Source organism: Nocardioides sp., assembly GCF_035503875.1.
Taxonomy (GTDB): domain Bacteria; phylum Actinomycetota; class Actinomycetes; order Propionibacteriales; family Nocardioidaceae; genus Nocardioides.
In genome coordinates this window covers 89,581-106,080 of record NZ_DATJTA010000078.1, presented here as the reverse complement: position 1 = coordinate 106,080, position 16,500 = coordinate 89,581, and the positions used below count along the sequence as shown (strand labels likewise).

Here is a 16,500-nt window from a genome sequence, read left to right as displayed (position 1 = left end):
GGGGGTCTCCTTCACAGCTCTTCCTTGGGCGAGCCCGGGACTCCCGAGGTGGACTCGTAGACGCAGCCGCGGTGCGGCTCGTGGGGATCGATGCGGGTGCAGGCCAGGCCGTCACCGGCCAGCCGCGCCTCGCAGGTCACGCCGACCACCTGGTGATGGCGATCGCGCCCGGGGTCGCGGCGGTGACGGCGACGGCGTACCAAGCGGCCACGTACTCATCACCGCAGCCACAGGCATCGAGCGGGTGGTCCTCTAGGTCCTCGGCGTCGTAGTCGTCGGTACAACGGCGGCATACGGCGGCGTGACCGGCCGGGAGGACCCACAGGCGCTCGACGCCGTCCATCGGGTAGTCGGCGGCGCTCATGCTGAACCCCTCGCTCTGCGCGAGCGCGGCGGCGAAGTGATCCAGGCCGTCGTCGTCGAGGTGGCCGAGCGCCAGGGCGTACTCGCCGTCCTCGCCGAGCCAGGTGAACCGGATGCCGTCAGACACCCACGCTGGCGTGATGCGCTCGGGCATGCCGGGCAGTGGAGCGGCCGAGTCGCCGGGGTCGACCGGCGACTCGTGCGGGGCGCTGTACCGCTCCAGCGTGACCACGAAGTCGTCGTACGACAGCGCGACCTTCTCGGGCGCTGGGAGCGTGGAGGCGATGTGCTCGTTGCCCACCTTGCGGGCGTCGTGCTGGCTGGGGAAGGTGCCCTCCTGGAACCGGCACGGCTGCCGGCAGCGGACCGTCCAACCGGCCTCGTCGGAGCCCTCGGTGACGGTCATGTGCACCAGCCGGTCCAGGTCGACCGAGTCAGCGTGCAGCTGGACCACGTTGCTGGTCTCTGCGGTGCTCACGCTTCGTCACCCGCCCGGAGAGCGGTCTGGACGGCGCGTAGGTCGGCGAGCGCCTTCCCGAGCCCGTCGGTGTAGCCGTCGCGGTGGCCCTCGCTGTAGCCGAGGCGGAAGGTCGCGCGGGTGCTGGTGCCGCGGCGGCGGGCGGACTGCCAGGCGCGCCGGTAGCGGCCAGCCATGCGGGCGAGATCGCCGTTGATCTCGTTGATGCTGCGCAGCTGGGTGAGCAGCGAGTCATGATCGGCCATCACGCAGCGCGCGGCCCGGCCCGCGTCGTTGAGGGCGCCATCGCCGACGCGCAGCTGGTCGACGCGGTCCTGCTCGAGCAGCCAGTCCAGCCACTGCTCAGGGGTGGGCATCGTGCCCTCGGCCCAGGTTCGGGGCGTCACGGGGTCTCCTTCAGGTGCTTGGCGAGGGTGAGGCGGCCGGCGAGGGCGCCCCACGAGGTGACGGGGTCGTTGGACTCGCGGACCCAGCTGTGGACGAAGCGGCGCTCGGTTCTGCAGGGGCAGATCGGGTGCTGGCACTGGCACGTCGCGCGGGTGCCGTCGGCGCGGCGGGGGCGCTCGCAGCGGATGACGCCGGAGTGCAGGTAGACCACGAGGGTCCGGTTGCGGCAGTGCGGGCACTCGGCGGCCAGGGCGGTGCGGTCCTCGCCGTCGAGGAGGCGGCCGGCGAGCTCGGCGAGGTGGCGCAGGTCGACCTGGATCGCGCGAGCCACGCGCAGCTGCGTGACGGTCCACAGCAGGGTGCGGAACCGGTTGACGAGCTGGCCGGTGGTCTCGCCCTCGTCCGGGACCGGGATGGCGGACTCGGGGTCGTGACGGACGATGAACCTGATCAGGTGCCGCAGGGTCATCTCGATCTCCGCGACCAGTGCCCAGCCGCTGACGTTGCCCGGTGCCGCCGTCGCGCCCTTGCCGGCGGGCAGGCCGGCGGCCTCGGCCTGGCGTCGGGCGAACCTGTCGGCCAGGAACTGCTTGCCCATCTGCGCTCGGGTCGCGGCCGGAGTGAAGGTGAGGCCGGGCTGGCGCGAGTCCGCGAGATTCTGCAGGAGCGGCAGCTGGCGGTAGACGTCGCCGAGCAGCTTGGAGCAGTCGGCCAGGGCCAGCTCGAGCAGCTCGGCCTGGGTGGTCGGCAGCTCGTCGGGCTGGCGGGCGGGCTGCGCGCTCACGGTGCCCCCACGGCGTACTGGCCGTCCCGGGTGAGATAGACGGTTCGGTGGCCGTGGAGCACGACGGGGACCTCCCAGGGGTTGAAGCCGGTACGGAGCAGCCAGCCGGCGTCGTACGCCGCGGTGCGGTGGGACTCGATGCGTCCGTGGCAGCCGGTGGTGCCGGTGCCGCAGAGCAGGAGCAGGTTCGAGACGTCGTTGATCCACGTCGTCGACGAGCCGCCCATGCCTCGGGGGCGGCGGTGGTGCTTCGAGGACGGGGCGCCGGCGGACAGGTCGGTCGCGCAGAGCTCGCAGCGGGCGCCGGCGCGGTGGAACAGGAGCATCTGGGTCTCCTCGCCGGGGCCGGTGCTGGCGCGCTTGGGCCGGCGGGTGGCGCGGCGGCGGTTGAGGGTCACGGGAGGAGTCCCTTCGTCGACCGGTGGGCGCGTAGGAGGTCGCGGCGCTCGACGAGGCGGCGCACGGTGGCCGGGTCGTAGGCGTCGGCGGCGGGCAGGCTGAGGACGTGGTGGAGGACCTGGGCGTGGCGGGTCGGCCCTCGGCCGAAGCGCTCCAGGACCAGTGCGTCGCGGATGCCGGCGAACTTGAACCAGCCGGCGCGCTCGAAGGCGATCACCTCGGCCTGGCGCACGGACAGGCGGGCGTCGAGCTGGTCGGGGTGCTCGGTCACTGGTCACCTCCGCGGCGTCGCTCGTTCGCCTCGCCGGCGCAGTCGATGCAGGTCCCGTCGCTCTTCAGCTGCCGCCAGGCGTGCTCGGGGCACATGGCCGCCTTGGTTCGGACGACGGCGAGGCGCCGGCCGGGCGGCGGCATGGCTTCCCAGCCGGCGAGGAAGGCCTGGGCGAACACGGGCGGGGTGGCCCGGCAGGTCAGCACGGCGTGGTCGACAAGCGCGTCGTCGCCGTGGAGCTCGATGAGCGCCTCGATGCGGGCGGTCTTCTCGGCGCCGAGGGAGTCCCAGCGCAGACCGCGCAGCGGGGCGTGCTGGTTGACCTTCGAGGCGAGGATCGCGACCGGGCCGGAGGCCACGGTCTGCGGCTCCTGGTCGACGGCGATCGCGGCCGCTGCTGCTGCAGTAGTTGTAGTTCTTGTCTGAGTGCTTGCCACCTGTCCGCGTGGCGTGTCAGACGACTCGGGCGATCGTGTGACAGATCCGGGCGGGACGGTGTCAGACGGTCGCGGGAGGTCGTTTGCCACCGCGAGCGGGCGCGTGTCAGACGACTCGGGCGATCGTGTGACAGATCCCCCCGTGTCCGTGTCAGGCGATCCGGGGTGGTCGTCTGACAGGTCCAGCGGGGCCGTGTCAGACGACTCTTCGGTCAGCTGGCCCGGGAGGAACAGTCGGTAGCGGGCACGACGACCCCGCTGGCCGTCGCGGCCAGGGCGGGTCGGCTTCACGACCTGGGCAATCCAGCCGGCCTCGACGAGGGATTCCAGGCGCCGCCACACCGTGCGGGTGGAGACGGCCCGGTCGGACGCCAGCGCCTGCTCGTTGATCACGACGTTGAGCCCGGAGGCACCGTCGGAGTCGAGGGAGACGCGTAGCGCCCACCAGCGCAGGTCCTCGGTCATGTCGGCGACCAGGACGGCGCGCTGCCAGTCGAAGAGGTTCACGACCACCCGAGTCCCTACTTGGCCGCTTCGAGGAGCTCGTGCAGCCGAGCGTGGAACGTGAGGGCCATGCCCGCGTCGAACCGGACGAGGGTGTTCATGACGTGGGCGCACAGCTGCGCCGCCCCGTCGGCGTCGACCAGGTAGATCACGTCCAAGCGACCGTCCTGGTGCAGCAGCGGCCCCTCCAGCTCGACCGCGAGGAGCGGCCCGGAACCGCGGCCCTCCACGCCTGCAGCCTGGACGTGCTGCAGCGCGGCTCCGCCGTCGGTGTCGACGACGACCGGTCCCGGCTGGCCGTGCTCTCTGAAGGGGTCGCTGATGATCTTCACGGGCGCTGGGTCTCCCTCTCGGTGTGCTTCGCCGCGACGTGGTCGAGGCACTGGTGGACGCGGTGCCACGGCATCGCCATGACCTCGTCGCGGGCGTCGTCGGTGGTCCAGCCGGGCCGGGCGGACTCCAGTTCGGCGATCAGCTCGTCGGGGTCCCAGGCAGTGCGGCCCGACACCGGCAGCGCCGGCACGAGCGGCTGAAGCCGGTCCTCGTCACGGACCGGGATGGGATCGAACGGTCGGGCGCGTCCAGGCTTGCCGTCGCGGCCGCGGACCCAGAAGAACGAGATCCGGGCCTGGCAGTGCTGGCAGCGCGGCAGGGGCCGCGGCCGCGGGCGGGTACGGCGCGGCATCAGTCCGTCCACCCAACGAGCCGGCCGACGCCGGCGACCGCCGCGGCGACGTCCGGCGTCAGGACCGTCGTCTCGTCGACGACGGCGATGGAGTACTGCTGACCGGTGCGCGCGCGGCCGTGAACCACCGGGGGCGGCCAGGGACCCTTCCACGCGCCGCACCAGCAGCCCGTGCGGTACTTGATGTCCCCGCCGACCTTCTCCCGCGGCCCGAACGAGAACGGCCGCGGGAGCCACCGGTGGACGTGACCCGGCTCGACCACCGGCGTGGGGACGCACAGCCGTTCGTACGCCGCACGGGCGCGGGCCAGCCGACGCGCGTCGCGCCGGCGGCCGGCCTCCATCAGCCCGACCATCGTCCGGGCCGGATCCGGGGTTGGCGGCTCGGGATGGCCGGCGATCTTCGCTGGCGTGTGGTCCGGGCATCGGCGCGCGTTCATGAACTGCTGCGCCTGCTTCCCGCACAACCCGTCGGCGAGCGGGTAGGTGCAGGTCAACCACGGCCGGGTCATGCGCACCCCCGGCGGAACTTCTTCAGCTCGGGGTCGTACTGGTACCAGCACACGATCTGGGAGGCGAGCTGCTGATCGAAGCTCCGGGTGATGCTGGTCGGCCGGTGGCAGTGACGGCAGGTGCCGCCGTCGACGAGCACCTGGAGCAGCCGCATGATCGCGACCTCGGGGTTCGGGCCGGCCCCGACCTCGAAGCGACGGCCACCGAAGCTCGCGACCGCGATCCATACGACCGGGTCATCCTCGTCGCAGTAGCGCACCTGGAAGGACCGGGCACCGACCCTGGGGACCATCGCGGCGGCCGCACGGAAGAAGTCGTCGTCGAGGTCGGCCGGGCGGCCGCCCGCAGGTCCGCGGGCGCCCGCAGGGTTCCTCGGCTTGCGTCGGTTGCCCATCAGCTCGCCTCCGCCCCGGCGAGAGCGAGCACGACCACGACGCCGGCGAGAACCGTGACCAGGAATGCCCGCCGCCGACTGCCCGGCTCTGCCGCCAGCGCGGTGGTGATCCCGGCGAGCAGCAGCGCCGCGGTCCACAGCGCGTAGCGCGTCACGACCCGGCTCCCAGGAGCACCTCGCGGACGCCGTCCTCGTTGCGGGCGAGCGTGACGAGGTCGATGGGGTGGAGCGTGTGGGGCTCGCTGTCCGCGCACGAGTCGCCGCCGGGCGTGCCGACGCACGCCTCACAGATGACGACGTCGATGCGGACCGTCGGCCCCATCAGCCCGAAGCCGGTGTAGACCCGGTACGAGGTCAGGGTGCCGACGACCGTCCTGCTCGCAGCGCTGTTGGGTGCTCCGAACAGGTCGAGCACCGTGAAGCGGATGACGGCGCCCACGCACTCGGACGTCAGCAGGTGGGCCTGCGTCACCTTGGCCAAGCGGCGCCGGTACGCCTCGATCTGGCGGGCGGTCATCCGGGGCTCACCTGGTCCAGGCCGAGATGCTCGAGCATGTCCAGAAGCTCGTCCTGCCAGCCGCCGGCGATCGCGGCCTCGGCGACGGAGACCGCCGCACGGCGGCGTTCGGCGTCGGGGACCTGCCCGAGCTGCAGACCGGCGCCAGCGTCGCCCAGGCCGGGGATCACGCGGGACTCGGTCATGATGCCTGCCCTTCGTTGTCGCGCGGGATGTAGCGGTTCGTGTTCCAGCCGGTGAGGCGCTCCAGGTCCCTCAGAGACCGGCCGGTGTCTGACCAGCGGCGGACAACCTCGGTGCGCGTCGCCCGGTTGGCCTCCGCGGTCCGGCCGCTGAGGATCCGGTCGACGACGACGTCGTCGACGGCGGCCTCGTCGCGGCAGCGGGTGGGTTCGGGGCGTTCGGCGGGGTCGTCGATGTCGTCCCAGGCGAGCGGTGGCAGGTAGCCGTACGTCGCCGCTCGGTGGGCGGTGAGGCTCGACGGGCCGCGGCGGCCGGACAGGCGCTCGTAGGCGTCGTCGATGGCACGCCAGCGCCGCGCGATGGTGCGCGGCCGCCGGCCGAGCGCGAACACGCTGCTGGAGGTTCCGGTGAGCTCGCTGATGGCGCCGTGGGACCAGCCGAGGGCGAGCATCGCCCGGACCCGACGCGTGGCGCCGAGCGCGGGGACCTTCGCCTCGCTGTCGAGGACGGACGGCACAGCCACGGAGACGGGGACGTCGAGCAGCGGGAGCAGCTGGCGCTCGACGCGCTGGTGCTCGCCCAGCACGATGAGGCGCAGGCCCTGGTCGGACCCGGCGCCCGCCATCGTGACGATCGCGTCGTACGGCCACTGGCAGTCGAGCAGGGCCTGGATCCGCTCTCGGAAGGGGCCGGCGTCCAGCAGGCCGGTCTCCTCGCCGCGCAGGAGTGCGAGCTGGCGGCGCTTCCGCCGGCGCTGGGTGACCAGACGTTGGCGCTGAGCCCGGTACTGGTCGAGTTCCTGGGCGCTCACCGCTCGCCACCTCCCAGCACGAGTCGCAGGAGGGCGAGGCCGAACTTGCTCCGGCCGAAGCGGCTGTTGGGCCGATCCGCAGCGGCGAACGCGCCGATGGCGATCCACAGGAGCGCCAGCAGGATCGCCCAGAAGATCCACGCGTCGTCGGTCATGACTTCGCCTCACCGGACTCGTCGTCGACGAGGTGGATCGCGGAGTCGGCCGGCTGGTCGCAGTCGGTGCAGGCGTACTCGGGGTCGCCGGCGAACGGGTGCGGGTCGAAGGTCGGGTCGTCGGGCGTGGCGGTCTCGGCCTGGTCCGTGCTCGACGGCTCGGGGTCGTCGATGGAGGCCTGGCCGAGCAGATCCTGGTCGTCGTCGGTGAGGGTGTGGCCCTGACGCTCGGCGAGGGTGATGTAGGCGCGCACGAGCTCGGCGTTCAACTGGTTCCAGGTGTAGTGGTTGTGGCCGCTGCGGACCGAGGCGACCTGTCGGTCTTCGATCCCCACGGCGAGCACGACGACAAGGGTGCGGAGCAGCTCGGGTCCGGAGGCGTCGGCCAGCTCCGCGACGTGGTGGCGGAACAGCTGAAGGTCGGCGTCCTTGCGGGAGTACTCCCACCGCTCCCACCGGTTGGGCTCCGGGGTGTCGGTGAGGTCGAAGTACTGCGCGAGGCGCCCCTGCTCCAGGTTGCTGATGAGGGACGGCAAGAGGTTGCGGAGCAGGTCGACGAGGACCTTGTCGACCTTCATGCCGGGCTTGATGGCTTCGGCCAGCGAGCGGACGCGGAGGCGGCGCGCGACCTCGATCGCCTCCTGCCGAGCCTCGCGCTCGGCGGCGGCCCGTTCGGCTCGGGCGCGGTCGGCGACCGCGGCCTCGTCTCGCTCCTCGTCGGTGTGCGTCTCGGGTGCGGTGCAGACGAGGATGACCGCGCTGTTGTAGATGCCCCACTCCAGGATCGCGGCGAGGCAGTCCTTGTGACCCTCGCGGTCGGTGACGCCGGTGTGAGCGAGCCGGGCGACCTTGTGCTTCTCGATGTCGACGTGGATCTCGCCGGTGGACTCCAGGACCGTCACATCGGGGTAGTCCGTCGCGGCCCGCTTCTCGGCCGCGAGGCGGTTCTTACGGCGGCCCTTGGCGTACTCCAGCTCGTACCTGAGGTTGCCGCTGCCCGCGGCCTTCTCGAGCTTCTTCGTCGTGGCGGGGTCGTCGGCGAAGGAGGCGATCGCCAGGGCGTCGTCGAGGGTGAGGTCGCCGGCGTGGACCTTGGTCTGGGTGGTCTTGGCGAGCTTCAGCAGCCGCCGCCGGGCGGTGACGGTCTTCGGGTCGACCCCGACGATCTCGGCGATCTCCTTGACCTTGCGTCCGAACAGCGCGAGCTGCTCGTAGCCCTCGGCCTCCTCGATGGGAGACAGGTCCTTGCGGCGGCCGTTCTCGACGAGCATCGCCTCGACCTGCGAGGCCTCGTCGACCAGGTCGGTGCGGACGATCGCGGGCACCACCTTCAGCCGCGCCTTCTTGGCGCCGGCGAGTCGGCGGTGCCCCGCGATGAGCACGTAGGTGTCGTCGCCAGCGGTGTGCGGGGCGACGATGAGCGGCTGGAGGATGCCGGAGGCCTTGATCGACGCGACGAGCTCGTCGTCGGCGACGGCCTTGCGGCGGACGTTCTTCGGGTGCGGGACAACGAGCGTGAGGTCGAGCTCGTGCTCGTACGTCGATGTCGTGGTCTCGGTGGTGGTGCTCATGTGTGACCTCGGTTCTCTCGGTGGGTGAGGGCTGGGGACCTCAGGTGGATGCGGGCAGCGGTGGCCGGCCGCGGGCCAGGAGGCCCGAGGTCGGTGTCTCTCTGGTGGTGAAGCCGGCGAGCCCGTATCGCCAGCCGGAGATGTGGGCGTGCAGAGACGCGACGACTCGGCCGTCGGGGAGCTCGATCGGCGTCGTGCACAGGACGTGGTCGAACAGCGCGAGCGAGAGGTGCGCCACTTGGTCGACCTCGTCCGGGGCGTCGGCCGTGACGCCGGCGAGGAGCAGGTCGAGCACGGTCGCCCCGGCGTACGCCTGCTGCAGCTGCGCGACGGTGTCGGTCTGCCACGGCGGTCCCTGGACGTCATCGAGGGGCGCGACGCGCTTCGTGCCGCAAGTGACGTGGGGCGTGAACGGGTGCGGCCCCTGAGGCTGACCGTCACTGCTGGTGCAGCAGCAGGTCAGCATCCGGCTGACGTCGCGCCGCGGCGCGTCGTCGAGCTGCTCCTCCATCAGCACTGCCCCGGCCTCTGGTGCTCGAGCTTCTGGTGCGCACGGAGGACGTCGAGCGCGCTCGATGGGCAGCGAACGGACAGGGTCCCCACCGGCCGCGGCGGCGTGAGTGCCTGAGCGAGCGCCGTGGCGACCTCGTGGAACTCCCGCTCGACCGGGATCCAGGACGTGCCGGCGCCGCGCAGGTACACCCGGGTCGTCTCCGGCGAGTCGGGATCCTGCGTGACCGCCGCGACGTCAGGCGGCGAGACGAGGACCTGGTCGCTGAGCTGGAGCAGGCCGGGCAGAGTCACGATCTCGGTCACGACGACGTCCCAGCCCTCAGCCGGGCGAGCAGCTCGTCGACGTCGCCACGGCGGAACCGGCGCTGGCCACCCAGGGTGCGCTGGGAGCGGATCTTGCCCTCGGCGTCCCAGCGGCGGATGGTCTCGACGCTGACCTGCAGCTCGCGGGCGGTCGGGCCGATCGCGAGCAGCTCGTCCGCCGGGTCCTGGGTATACCCAGTTTCGTTCGGCATGGCCGGAACCTAAGCATGCCCAGAGTTCCAGGGCAAGCACATCGGCCCTGGCGTGGCACACCCATTCCTAGGTATTGACAGGTTTGAGCAGGTTTTGGGTAGGGTCGGGCGTATGACCAGTGACGTAGTGGGCGCAGAGCCCACCCCGTACATCCCCGAGTTCCTCTTCGGCGACAAGGTGCGCAAGATCCGCCGCGACGCCGGCGAGAGCCAGGGGACGATGGCCCAGAAGCTTCAGGTCAGCTCGGCGACCGTCGCTGCCTGGGAGACCAGCATCAACATGCCGCGGAACGCGGTCTCGATCGCTCAGAGGATCGAACTGGCCTACGGAGTGCCCGCCTGGTGGCTACTCGGGCTGCAAATGCCGACCGCCCCCAGGCCCGGTGGGCCTGAGGGCGGTGCGACTGCTGGGCTCCCCCGGTTGGACTCGAACCAACAACCCTCCGGTTAACAGCCGAATGCTCTGCCAGTTGAGCTACAGGGGATCGGTGCAGCGCGGGAAACCATAGCAAGGGGGCGGGGCCGACAGAAATCGAGCCCCGTCCGGTCTACTCGACCTCGGTGCGCGCGGCGGCCAGGGCGTCCTCGGCGAGGGTCCGGACGATCGGGTCGTCGGGGTCGATGCCCTCGTCGTACTCGAAGAGCCAGGTGACGGGGCGGTCGCCGTGGGGCGCACGGCGGGCGATGACCCGCAGGCTCCGGCGGCCGTCGACCGGGACATGGCGCTGGAGGACGACGCTCGCGGACACCCGCTCGCGCACCAGCTCCACCAGCCGTCCCGGCTCCTCGATCGCGAGCCGGTGCTCGCGGCGCAGCTCGCCCCACGAGCCGACCTCGCTGACCTTCAGCACGGACCCGTCGCGGTCCCAGCCGGCGGCCTCGACCTCCTCCCACGGGAGCCGGGTCCCGTCGGGGAGGTAGAGCGCGTCGCGGGTTCCGCCGACCGTGCCGTCGGAGCTCTCCGCCCAGGCCAGCAACCGCTCCCCCGGTGCGACGGGAAGCGCGGGCGTCGTACGGCGCAGCCTCACGTGGTCGAACCGCCCAGCCGGTCGCGCAGCGCGCGCCGATGCGCCTCCAGCGCGGCGAGCTCGCCGAACATCCGGTTGAACTCCTCGGCGTGCTCGACCGGGTTGGTGCGCTGCAGCTTGGACTTGATCTCGGCGATCCGGCGGGCGGTGGTCAGCTCGAGCAGCCTGAACACGTGCTCGGCGACGTACGCCGCGTCCGGCTCCTTGTGGGTCAGCAGCGGCTCGACGGCCAGGGCGCTGATCGCCAGGGACACCTCGGGGTCGGTCGCCCCCTCGATGATCCGGCTGGTCCAGGCCGGGTCGCCCGACCCGGCGGCCGGGCCGCCCGCGGCCGCGATCAGCTCCCAGACCGCGCGGTAGGTCGGGTGCCGGAAGTCGTTGGCGCCGATGTCCCCGGTCGTGCGCCCGATCACCATCGGGTGCTGGATGACCAGCTTCAGGGTCTCGCGCTCCAGCGCGAACCGGGGGTCGCGCAGGTCGGGGAGCTGGCGGCGGGGCGCCGGCGGGGCCTCCTCGGCCGGAGGTTGGGGGGCACGACGATCGTCCGTGCGGGACTGCTGCGGCGGACGCTTCGCCGCGCGGCGTACCTCGGCGCGCGCCTCGTCGGGATCGGCGCCGACCATCCCGGCGAGCTCGCGGGCGAAGGCGTCGACCTTCGACCTGTCACGGATGCTGGAGACCAGCCGGGCGCCCTCGCGCAGCGCGTCCACGCGGCCGTCGGCGCGGTCGAGGTCGTACTTGCCGACGATGTTGCCGAGCACGAACCGGTACAGCGGCACCCGGCGCGCCACCAGCTCGCGGACCGCGGCGTCGCCCTTCTTGATGCGCAGGTCGCACGGGTCGAGGCCGTCGGGCTCGACGGCGACGTAGGTCTGGGAGACGAAGTTCTGGTCGCCGGCGAAGGTGCGCAGCGCCGCCTTCTGACCCGCGGCGTCGCCGTCGAAGGCGAAGATGACCTCGCCGCGGAACTCCTCGTGGTCGTGCAGGAAGCGGCGCAGCACCCGGGAGTGCTCGTCGCCGAAGGCCGTGCCGCAGGTGGCGACGGCGGTCCCGACGCCCGCGAGGTGACAGGCCATCACGTCGGTGTAGCCCTCGACCACGACGGCCTGGGACGACTTGGCGATCTCCTTGCGGGCCAGGTCGATGCCGTAGAGGACCTGGCTCTTCTTGTAGACGGGCGTCTCTCCGGTGTTGAGGTACTTGGCCTCGATGCGGTCGTCCTCGAGGATCCGCCGGGCGCCGAAGCCGATGGTGTCGCCGCTGGCGTCGCGGATCGGCCACATCAGCCGCCCGCGGAAGAAGTCGTACGGCGAGCGCCCGATCCGCACCAGTCCCGCCGCCACGACCTCGTCCTGCGAGAAGCCGCGCGCCCGCAGGTGGCGGAAGAGGTCCTCGCCGCCGCGCGGGGAGAAGCCGATGCCGAACTGCTCGGCGTGGGACTGGTCGAAGCTCCGCTCGGCGAGGAACTGCCGGGCCGGCAGCGCGTCCGGCGACGCCAGGTGCTCGGCGTAGAACTCCTGGGCGACCCGGTTCGCCTCGATCAGCTTGCCGCGCTGCGGTCCGCGGGGCCGGTCGTCGCGCTCGTCGCCGTCCTCGCGCTGCAGCTGGACGCCGTACTTGTCGGCGAGACGCTCGACCGCCTCGCCGAAGCCGAGCCCGTCGATCTTCATGACGAAGGCGATGACGTCGCCGCCTTCCCCACAGCCGAAGCAGTTGCCGGTGAGGATGTTGTCCTCGAGCACGAACGCGTGGCCGTCCTCGACCTCCGCGCAGAAGACCTCCTCGACACGATCCGTGGCCTCGACCGACTGGACGACCCAGCCGAGTCGTGCGTACTTCTTCTCGGCGTCGACGAAGCGCTTTCGGTGAGTTTCGAGGAGGAAGAAGTCCTCGGTCAGGTCGTCGCTCACGAAATGGACCCGGAAGAGATCGGTGGGCTCGGTGCCGAGCCCCACCCGGCTCTGCGAGGTGATCCCGTAGGTCGCGATGCCCAGGCGGGTGCACACCGTGCGGACGAACTCGAGGTCCTCGCGGCGGGCAGAGTTGAGGATGACGGTGCCGTCGGCGGCCACGCACCCGTCGGCAGCGAAGTAGCCCGCCAGCCAGCCGTAGAGATAGGAGACCGACTCGTCGAGAGGCGGCAGCTCCTTGAAGAACCGCGGCAGGTGATGCACGAGCAGGTTGTCGCCGGAGGCGCTGGTGTGGCTGTTGGGGAACCACTTCAGCATCGCCAGGTCCTTCGGCGGGCAGATCAGCGCCATGCTGCCGGTGCCGGAGCGCGTCCCGTCACCGTAGGTGAACCCGTGGGCGATCCCGAAGGGCGACGGGGTGGTGCGCTGGATGCGGGATCGGGGGAACGTCGCGGCAAGGCGATCCCCGGTCTTCAGGTCCGTCGTGAGGACCTCACGGCGCTTCTTGCGGTCGGCCCCGGACCGCACGAACCAGCGGTGGCCGTCCGTCGCATACAGCTCCTTGCGCTGTCGGTTGCGCGTCACCACGATGCGATGCAGCTGCTGCACGCCGTAGGACTCGAACGGCGCGTCCAGCCAGTCGCCGCGTGCACCCAGGATCCGATGCGTCCCGCCCGCGAGCTCACGGATCTCGCGGGGACCGTCCCACGTCAGGACGCGGGTCTCGCCCGCCAGGCAGTGGTAGAAACCCCGGCTCGGGTTGACGTTGAACGAGGGCGACTTCTCGTCGTGGAAGGGGCACAGCCCCTTCTGGGAGCCGCCGCCGGCGTGGCGCAGGGAGACGTGCTCCGACACGACCTCGTCGATGCGCGCCTTCTCGCGCACCTCGGTGATGCTCTGTTCGCGAATCCGGCCCGGCACGTGGCGATCCTACGGCTGTCGGGTGGGGCTAGTACTCGCCGGACATCACGTTGTGGAGCGGCTCACCCGCGGCGAAGCGGTGCAGCTGGTCGCGGACAAGCCGGTGGGCGCGCGGCCACATGGCGCTGCTGGCCCCGCCGACGTGCGGGCTGATCAGCAGACCGGGAGCGTCCCACAGCGGGCTGTCCGCCGGCAGCGGCTCGGTGTCGGCGACGTCGATCGCCGCGGTGACCGTGCCGGCGTGCAGGGCCGCGACCAGGTCGTCGGTCACGACGACCGCGCCGCGGGCGACGTTGACCAGGAGGGCGCCGTGCTTCATCCGGGCCAGGAAGTCGCGGTCGACCAGGCCCCGGGTGGACTCGGTCAGCGGGACGATGAGGATGACCACGTCCGCCTCGGGGAGCAGGTCCGGCAGGTCCTCGATGGGGTGTACGCCGTCGCGGGCCGTGCGCGCGACCCGGACCACCTCGGTCTCGAACGGCAGCAGCCGGGCCTCGATCGCCTCGCCGATGGCGCCGTACCCGACGAGCAGGACCCGCCGGTCGGCCAGCGCCGGACGCCAGCCGGTGCGCCACTCGTGGCGGCCCTGGTCACGGACGAAGTCGGGGATGCCACGCAGGCTGGCCAGGGTGAGCGCGAGGGTCAGCTCGGCCGTCGACGTGTCGTGGATGCCCCGGCCGTTGCAGAGGGTCACGCCCGCCGGCACCCGGCTGCGCACGTTGTCGACGCCCGCGGACAGCGTCTGCACGACCTGCAGGCCCGTCATCCGCGGCAGCACGTCCCCCACCGCCGGACCCATCTGGTACGGCGTGACGTAGAAGTCGACCTCGGTGACCGAGTCCGGGACGCTCTCGGTCGGGTCGACCACCTCGTAGCGCAGCCCGCTCGGCGGGTCGCCGAGGAGCTCGGGGTCGAACGGCAGCCACACCAGGGGTTCGCTCACGAGCGTCGACTCTAACGAGCGGACTCGCGGACCAGGCGCCGGTGCCACGTCACGGCGCTCGCGTCGGTCAGCGAGGCCACCTGGTCGACCACCACGCGCAGCCGCTCGCTGTCGTCGGACGCGTCTCGCCAGTCGTCGGCGAAGGGCCGCTGGAGCGCATCGGGCGCGCGCCGGCACAGCTCCGCGACCAGCTCCGCCAGCAGCTCGCGCTGGCGCACCATCAGCGCGAGCCGGTCCTCGGCCTGCATGACGTAGTGGGCGGCGATCCCCTTGAGCACGGCGATCTCGAGGCGGGTGCGCCCGGGGACGACCAGGTCGGCGGCGTACCGCATGAACGGGCCGTCGCCCGCGGCGAAGGTGGCGTGCTGGGCGGCGCCGCAGAAGCGGCCGATCAGGTCGCTGGTGAGGTTCTTCAGCGCGGCCTGCCCCCGCCGCGAGCCGTCGTACGACGTGGTCGGCCAGCTGCCCTGCGTCCGCAGGCCGGCGAGGACGTCGTCGAGCTCGTCGTCGGCGGCGTCGGGGAGGTACCACCCCCGCACCGTCTGCCAGACCGCCGGCTGGTCGAGCCGGGTGAGGTCGACGCGGCCCGCCACGATGCCGTCCTCGACGTCGTGGACGGAGTACGCGACGTCGTCGGCCAGGTCCATCACCTGGGCCTCCAGGCAGCGCCGGGTGCCCGGCGGCGCCGGCGAGCGCAGCCAGCCGAACACCGGGAGGTCGTCGGCGTACACCCCGAACTTGCCGGAGGCCCCGGGCGCCTCGTCACGCGCCCAGGGGTACTTCGTGCAGGCGTCCAGCGTCGCGCGCGTGAGGTTGAGGCCGACCGAGCGCCCGTCGGCGTCGAACGTCTTCGCCTCCAGCCGGGTCAGCAGCCGCAGCGTCTGCGCGTTGCCCTCGAATCCGCCGCACCCCTCGGCGAGCCCCGCCAGCGCCCGCTCGCCGTTGTGTCCGAACGGCGGGTGTCCGAGGTCGTGCGCGAGCGCGGCGGTCTCGGCGATGTCGGGCTGGCCGCCGAGCGCGCGCGACAGGTCCCGCGCGACCTGGGCCACCTCCAGGCTGTGGGTCAGCCGGTTCCGGACGAAGTCGTCGGCCTGCGGGTCGACCACCTGGGTCTTGGCCGCCAGCCGCCGCGACGCCGCCGCGTGGACGACGCGCGCCCGGTCGCGCTCGAACGACGTGCGCACGGGTGCGTCGACCCGCTTCGGCGGCTCGGCCACCAGCCGCTCGCGGTCGGCGTCGTCGTACAGGTCCACGGCGTCCATCGGGGACGACCCTACTGAGGGCCGCCCCCACCTCCGAGACGGCGGGAGGTCAGTACGTCGTGACGTGGACGTGGTCGAAGTGGTTGGCGGTGGCGGAGCCACGGTTCGACATGCCGCGCCACCCCTCGCCGGACCGCTCGACCGACCAGATCTTCTGCGAGTAGATGAGGTAGTTGACCCCGAGGTCGGCGTAGTGCTCGCGGACGAACTCCGCGACCTCCCAGCCGCGCTCCCCGCTGACCATGATGTCGACCGCGAGGCCCTGGGAGTGCTCGCCGTCGCCGCGGAAGGTGCCGTACGTCGTGATCTCCGGGAACGCGGCGCACACGGCCTCGTGGACCTTCACGATGTTGGGGCTCACGCCGGAGGCGACCGAGGTGCCGTTGGTGCAGTCGCCCCCGATCACGACAGGCTCCTCCTCGGTGAGGTAGCCCTCGGTGACCCAGCGCGAGGCGCCGTCGACGACGATCTCGACGCGGCCGGCCAGCGAACGGCCGGTCACGAGCACCTTCTCGCCGGGCTCGAGCTCGCCGACCTGGCGCGCGTCCTCACCGGGCTCGCTCCACAGGTTGAGCGCCTCGCTCGTCCACAGCCGGGTCTCGGCCTTGCGGACGGCCTGCCGGGTGGCGGCCGGGGCGGTCACCCGCTCGATCTTCGTCATCGGCTTGATCGTCGACCGGGTCGAGCTCCGGGAGATCACCTGCTGCCGCGGCTGGACGGGAGCCGCGGCGACGTCGGCTGCTGCTCCCTCGGCGGCGATCAGGTCGCGGGTGGCGGGGTCACTGGCGAGAACGCCCAGGGTCACGGCAGACGCGGTCGCCACGACGGCGAGGGGTCCTGCGATGACGGCGGCACGGGGCATTCGGCGGGCATTGGTCTCCCGCTTGTGGCGATGCTCTGCCACAGCGTCGGTCCTTTGCTGTTGCTGACAGGGGACGGCCAGATCCGAGGTGACG

General features: G+C 72.1%; 25 protein-coding genes, 1 tRNA gene and 1 pseudogene. All 27 read right to left on the bottom strand.

Annotated features, from left to right (window positions below):
• Positions 1 to 11 precede the first annotated feature (11 nt).
• Entirely contained in the window at positions 12 to 140 is a 129-nt protein-coding gene (locus VMF51_RS18125; protein ID WP_325475862.1) for a hypothetical protein, read from the bottom strand.
• The gene (locus tag VMF51_RS18120) at positions 137 to 841 is read right to left on the bottom strand and encodes a hypothetical protein (protein WP_325475861.1); all 705 of its coding nucleotides are present in this window, start codon (positions 839 to 841) and stop codon (positions 137 to 139) included. The genes VMF51_RS18125 and VMF51_RS18120 overlap by 4 nt, the downstream gene beginning before the upstream one ends.
• The gene (locus tag VMF51_RS18115) at positions 838 to 1,227 is read right to left on the bottom strand and encodes a hypothetical protein (RefSeq protein ID WP_325475860.1); all 390 of its coding nucleotides are present in this window, start codon (positions 1,225 to 1,227) and stop codon (positions 838 to 840) included. The genes VMF51_RS18120 and VMF51_RS18115 overlap by 4 nt, the downstream gene beginning before the upstream one ends.
• A complete protein-coding gene (locus VMF51_RS18110) occupies positions 1,224 to 2,012 on the bottom strand; it encodes a hypothetical protein (protein WP_325475859.1) in 789 nt (262 codons plus the stop codon). Before VMF51_RS18110 ends, VMF51_RS18115 begins: the two co-directional genes overlap by 4 nt.
• A complete protein-coding gene (locus VMF51_RS18105) occupies positions 2,009 to 2,410 on the bottom strand; it encodes a hypothetical protein (RefSeq protein WP_325475858.1) in 402 nt (133 codons plus the stop codon). The genes VMF51_RS18110 and VMF51_RS18105 overlap by 4 nt, the downstream gene beginning before the upstream one ends.
• Complete coding sequence (locus VMF51_RS18100; protein ID WP_325475857.1) at positions 2,407 to 2,682, bottom strand: DUF3263 domain-containing protein; 276 nt, start codon at positions 2,680 to 2,682, stop codon at positions 2,407 to 2,409. Before VMF51_RS18100 ends, VMF51_RS18105 begins: the two co-directional genes overlap by 4 nt.
• Complete coding sequence (locus VMF51_RS18095) at positions 2,679 to 3,626, bottom strand: hypothetical protein (RefSeq protein WP_325475856.1); 948 nt, start codon at positions 3,624 to 3,626, stop codon at positions 2,679 to 2,681. Before VMF51_RS18095 ends, VMF51_RS18100 begins: the two co-directional genes overlap by 4 nt.
• A gap of 14 nt (positions 3,627 to 3,640) precedes the next feature.
• The gene (locus tag VMF51_RS18090) at positions 3,641 to 3,955 is read right to left on the bottom strand and encodes a hypothetical protein (RefSeq protein ID WP_325475855.1); all 315 of its coding nucleotides are present in this window, start codon (positions 3,953 to 3,955) and stop codon (positions 3,641 to 3,643) included.
• Positions 3,952 to 4,308, bottom strand: a complete 357-nt coding sequence (locus VMF51_RS18085; RefSeq protein ID WP_325475854.1) for a hypothetical protein — start codon at positions 4,306 to 4,308, stop codon at positions 3,952 to 3,954. Before VMF51_RS18085 ends, VMF51_RS18090 begins: the two co-directional genes overlap by 4 nt.
• On the bottom strand, positions 4,308 to 4,820 hold the full coding sequence (locus tag VMF51_RS18080; protein ID WP_325475853.1) for a hypothetical protein: 513 nt from the start codon (positions 4,818 to 4,820) through the stop codon (positions 4,308 to 4,310). The genes VMF51_RS18085 and VMF51_RS18080 overlap by 1 nt, the downstream gene beginning before the upstream one ends.
• A complete protein-coding gene (locus VMF51_RS18075; protein ID WP_325475852.1) occupies positions 4,817 to 5,215 on the bottom strand; it encodes a hypothetical protein in 399 nt (132 codons plus the stop codon). The genes VMF51_RS18080 and VMF51_RS18075 overlap by 4 nt, the downstream gene beginning before the upstream one ends.
• Positions 5,215 to 5,370 carry a hypothetical protein gene (locus tag VMF51_RS18070; RefSeq protein WP_325475851.1) on the bottom strand — a complete coding sequence of 52 codons (156 nt, stop codon included), beginning with the start codon at positions 5,368 to 5,370 and terminating at the stop codon, positions 5,215 to 5,217. Before VMF51_RS18070 ends, VMF51_RS18075 begins: the two co-directional genes overlap by 1 nt.
• A complete protein-coding gene (locus tag VMF51_RS18065) occupies positions 5,367 to 5,732 on the bottom strand; it encodes a hypothetical protein (RefSeq protein ID WP_325475850.1) in 366 nt (121 codons plus the stop codon). Before VMF51_RS18065 ends, VMF51_RS18070 begins: the two co-directional genes overlap by 4 nt.
• The gene (locus tag VMF51_RS18060) at positions 5,729 to 5,917 is read right to left on the bottom strand and encodes a hypothetical protein (RefSeq protein WP_325475849.1); all 189 of its coding nucleotides are present in this window, start codon (positions 5,915 to 5,917) and stop codon (positions 5,729 to 5,731) included. The genes VMF51_RS18065 and VMF51_RS18060 overlap by 4 nt, the downstream gene beginning before the upstream one ends.
• Positions 5,914 to 6,726: a hypothetical protein gene (locus VMF51_RS18055; RefSeq protein WP_325475848.1), complete on the bottom strand. Its 813-nt coding sequence runs from the start codon at positions 6,724 to 6,726 to the stop codon at positions 5,914 to 5,916. Before VMF51_RS18055 ends, VMF51_RS18060 begins: the two co-directional genes overlap by 4 nt.
• Positions 6,723 to 6,881 (bottom strand): hypothetical protein, encoded by a 159-nt coding sequence (locus VMF51_RS18050; RefSeq protein WP_325475847.1) that lies wholly within the window; start codon positions 6,879 to 6,881, stop codon positions 6,723 to 6,725. Before VMF51_RS18050 ends, VMF51_RS18055 begins: the two co-directional genes overlap by 4 nt.
• On the bottom strand, positions 6,878 to 8,452 hold the full coding sequence (locus VMF51_RS18045) for a ParB/RepB/Spo0J family partition protein (RefSeq protein ID WP_325475846.1): 1,575 nt from the start codon (positions 8,450 to 8,452) through the stop codon (positions 6,878 to 6,880). The genes VMF51_RS18050 and VMF51_RS18045 overlap by 4 nt, the downstream gene beginning before the upstream one ends.
• Before the next feature lie 40 nt (positions 8,453 to 8,492).
• Positions 8,493 to 8,963 carry a hypothetical protein gene (locus tag VMF51_RS18040; RefSeq protein ID WP_325475845.1) on the bottom strand — a complete coding sequence of 157 codons (471 nt, stop codon included), beginning with the start codon at positions 8,961 to 8,963 and terminating at the stop codon, positions 8,493 to 8,495.
• Complete coding sequence (locus VMF51_RS18035; RefSeq protein ID WP_325475844.1) at positions 8,963 to 9,268, bottom strand: hypothetical protein; 306 nt, start codon at positions 9,266 to 9,268, stop codon at positions 8,963 to 8,965. The genes VMF51_RS18040 and VMF51_RS18035 overlap by 1 nt, the downstream gene beginning before the upstream one ends.
• Positions 9,265 to 9,480: a MerR family DNA-binding transcriptional regulator gene (locus VMF51_RS18030; protein WP_325475843.1), complete on the bottom strand. Its 216-nt coding sequence runs from the start codon at positions 9,478 to 9,480 to the stop codon at positions 9,265 to 9,267. The genes VMF51_RS18035 and VMF51_RS18030 overlap by 4 nt, the downstream gene beginning before the upstream one ends.
• Positions 9,481 to 9,892: 412 nt before the next feature.
• A tRNA-Asn gene (locus VMF51_RS18025) sits at positions 9,893 to 9,965 on the bottom strand.
• A gap of 63 nt (positions 9,966 to 10,028) precedes the next feature.
• The gene (locus tag VMF51_RS18020) at positions 10,029 to 10,508 is read right to left on the bottom strand and encodes a hypothetical protein (protein ID WP_325475842.1); all 480 of its coding nucleotides are present in this window, start codon (positions 10,506 to 10,508) and stop codon (positions 10,029 to 10,031) included.
• Positions 10,505 to 12,736, bottom strand: coding sequence for a DNA primase (gene dnaG, locus VMF51_RS18015; protein ID WP_414689484.1), 2,232 nt, complete (start codon positions 12,734 to 12,736; stop codon positions 10,505 to 10,507). The genes VMF51_RS18020 and dnaG overlap by 4 nt, the downstream gene beginning before the upstream one ends.
• 417 nt (positions 12,737 to 13,153) lie before the next feature.
• Positions 13,154 to 13,339, bottom strand: a pseudogene (locus VMF51_RS25900) (CHC2 zinc finger domain-containing protein); the annotation flags it as partial.
• Between the two features lie 28 nt (positions 13,340 to 13,367).
• Positions 13,368 to 14,282, bottom strand: a complete 915-nt coding sequence (locus tag VMF51_RS18010; protein WP_325475840.1) for a 2-hydroxyacid dehydrogenase — start codon at positions 14,280 to 14,282, stop codon at positions 13,368 to 13,370.
• Positions 14,283 to 14,293: 11 nt separating this feature from the next.
• On the bottom strand, positions 14,294 to 15,544 hold the full coding sequence (locus VMF51_RS18005; protein WP_325475839.1) for a deoxyguanosinetriphosphate triphosphohydrolase: 1,251 nt from the start codon (positions 15,542 to 15,544) through the stop codon (positions 14,294 to 14,296).
• Positions 15,545 to 15,593: 49 nt separating this feature from the next.
• Positions 15,594 to 16,367 carry a hypothetical protein gene (locus VMF51_RS18000; protein WP_325475838.1) on the bottom strand — a complete coding sequence of 258 codons (774 nt, stop codon included), beginning with the start codon at positions 16,365 to 16,367 and terminating at the stop codon, positions 15,594 to 15,596.
• Between the last annotated feature and the right edge of the window lie 133 nt (positions 16,368 to 16,500).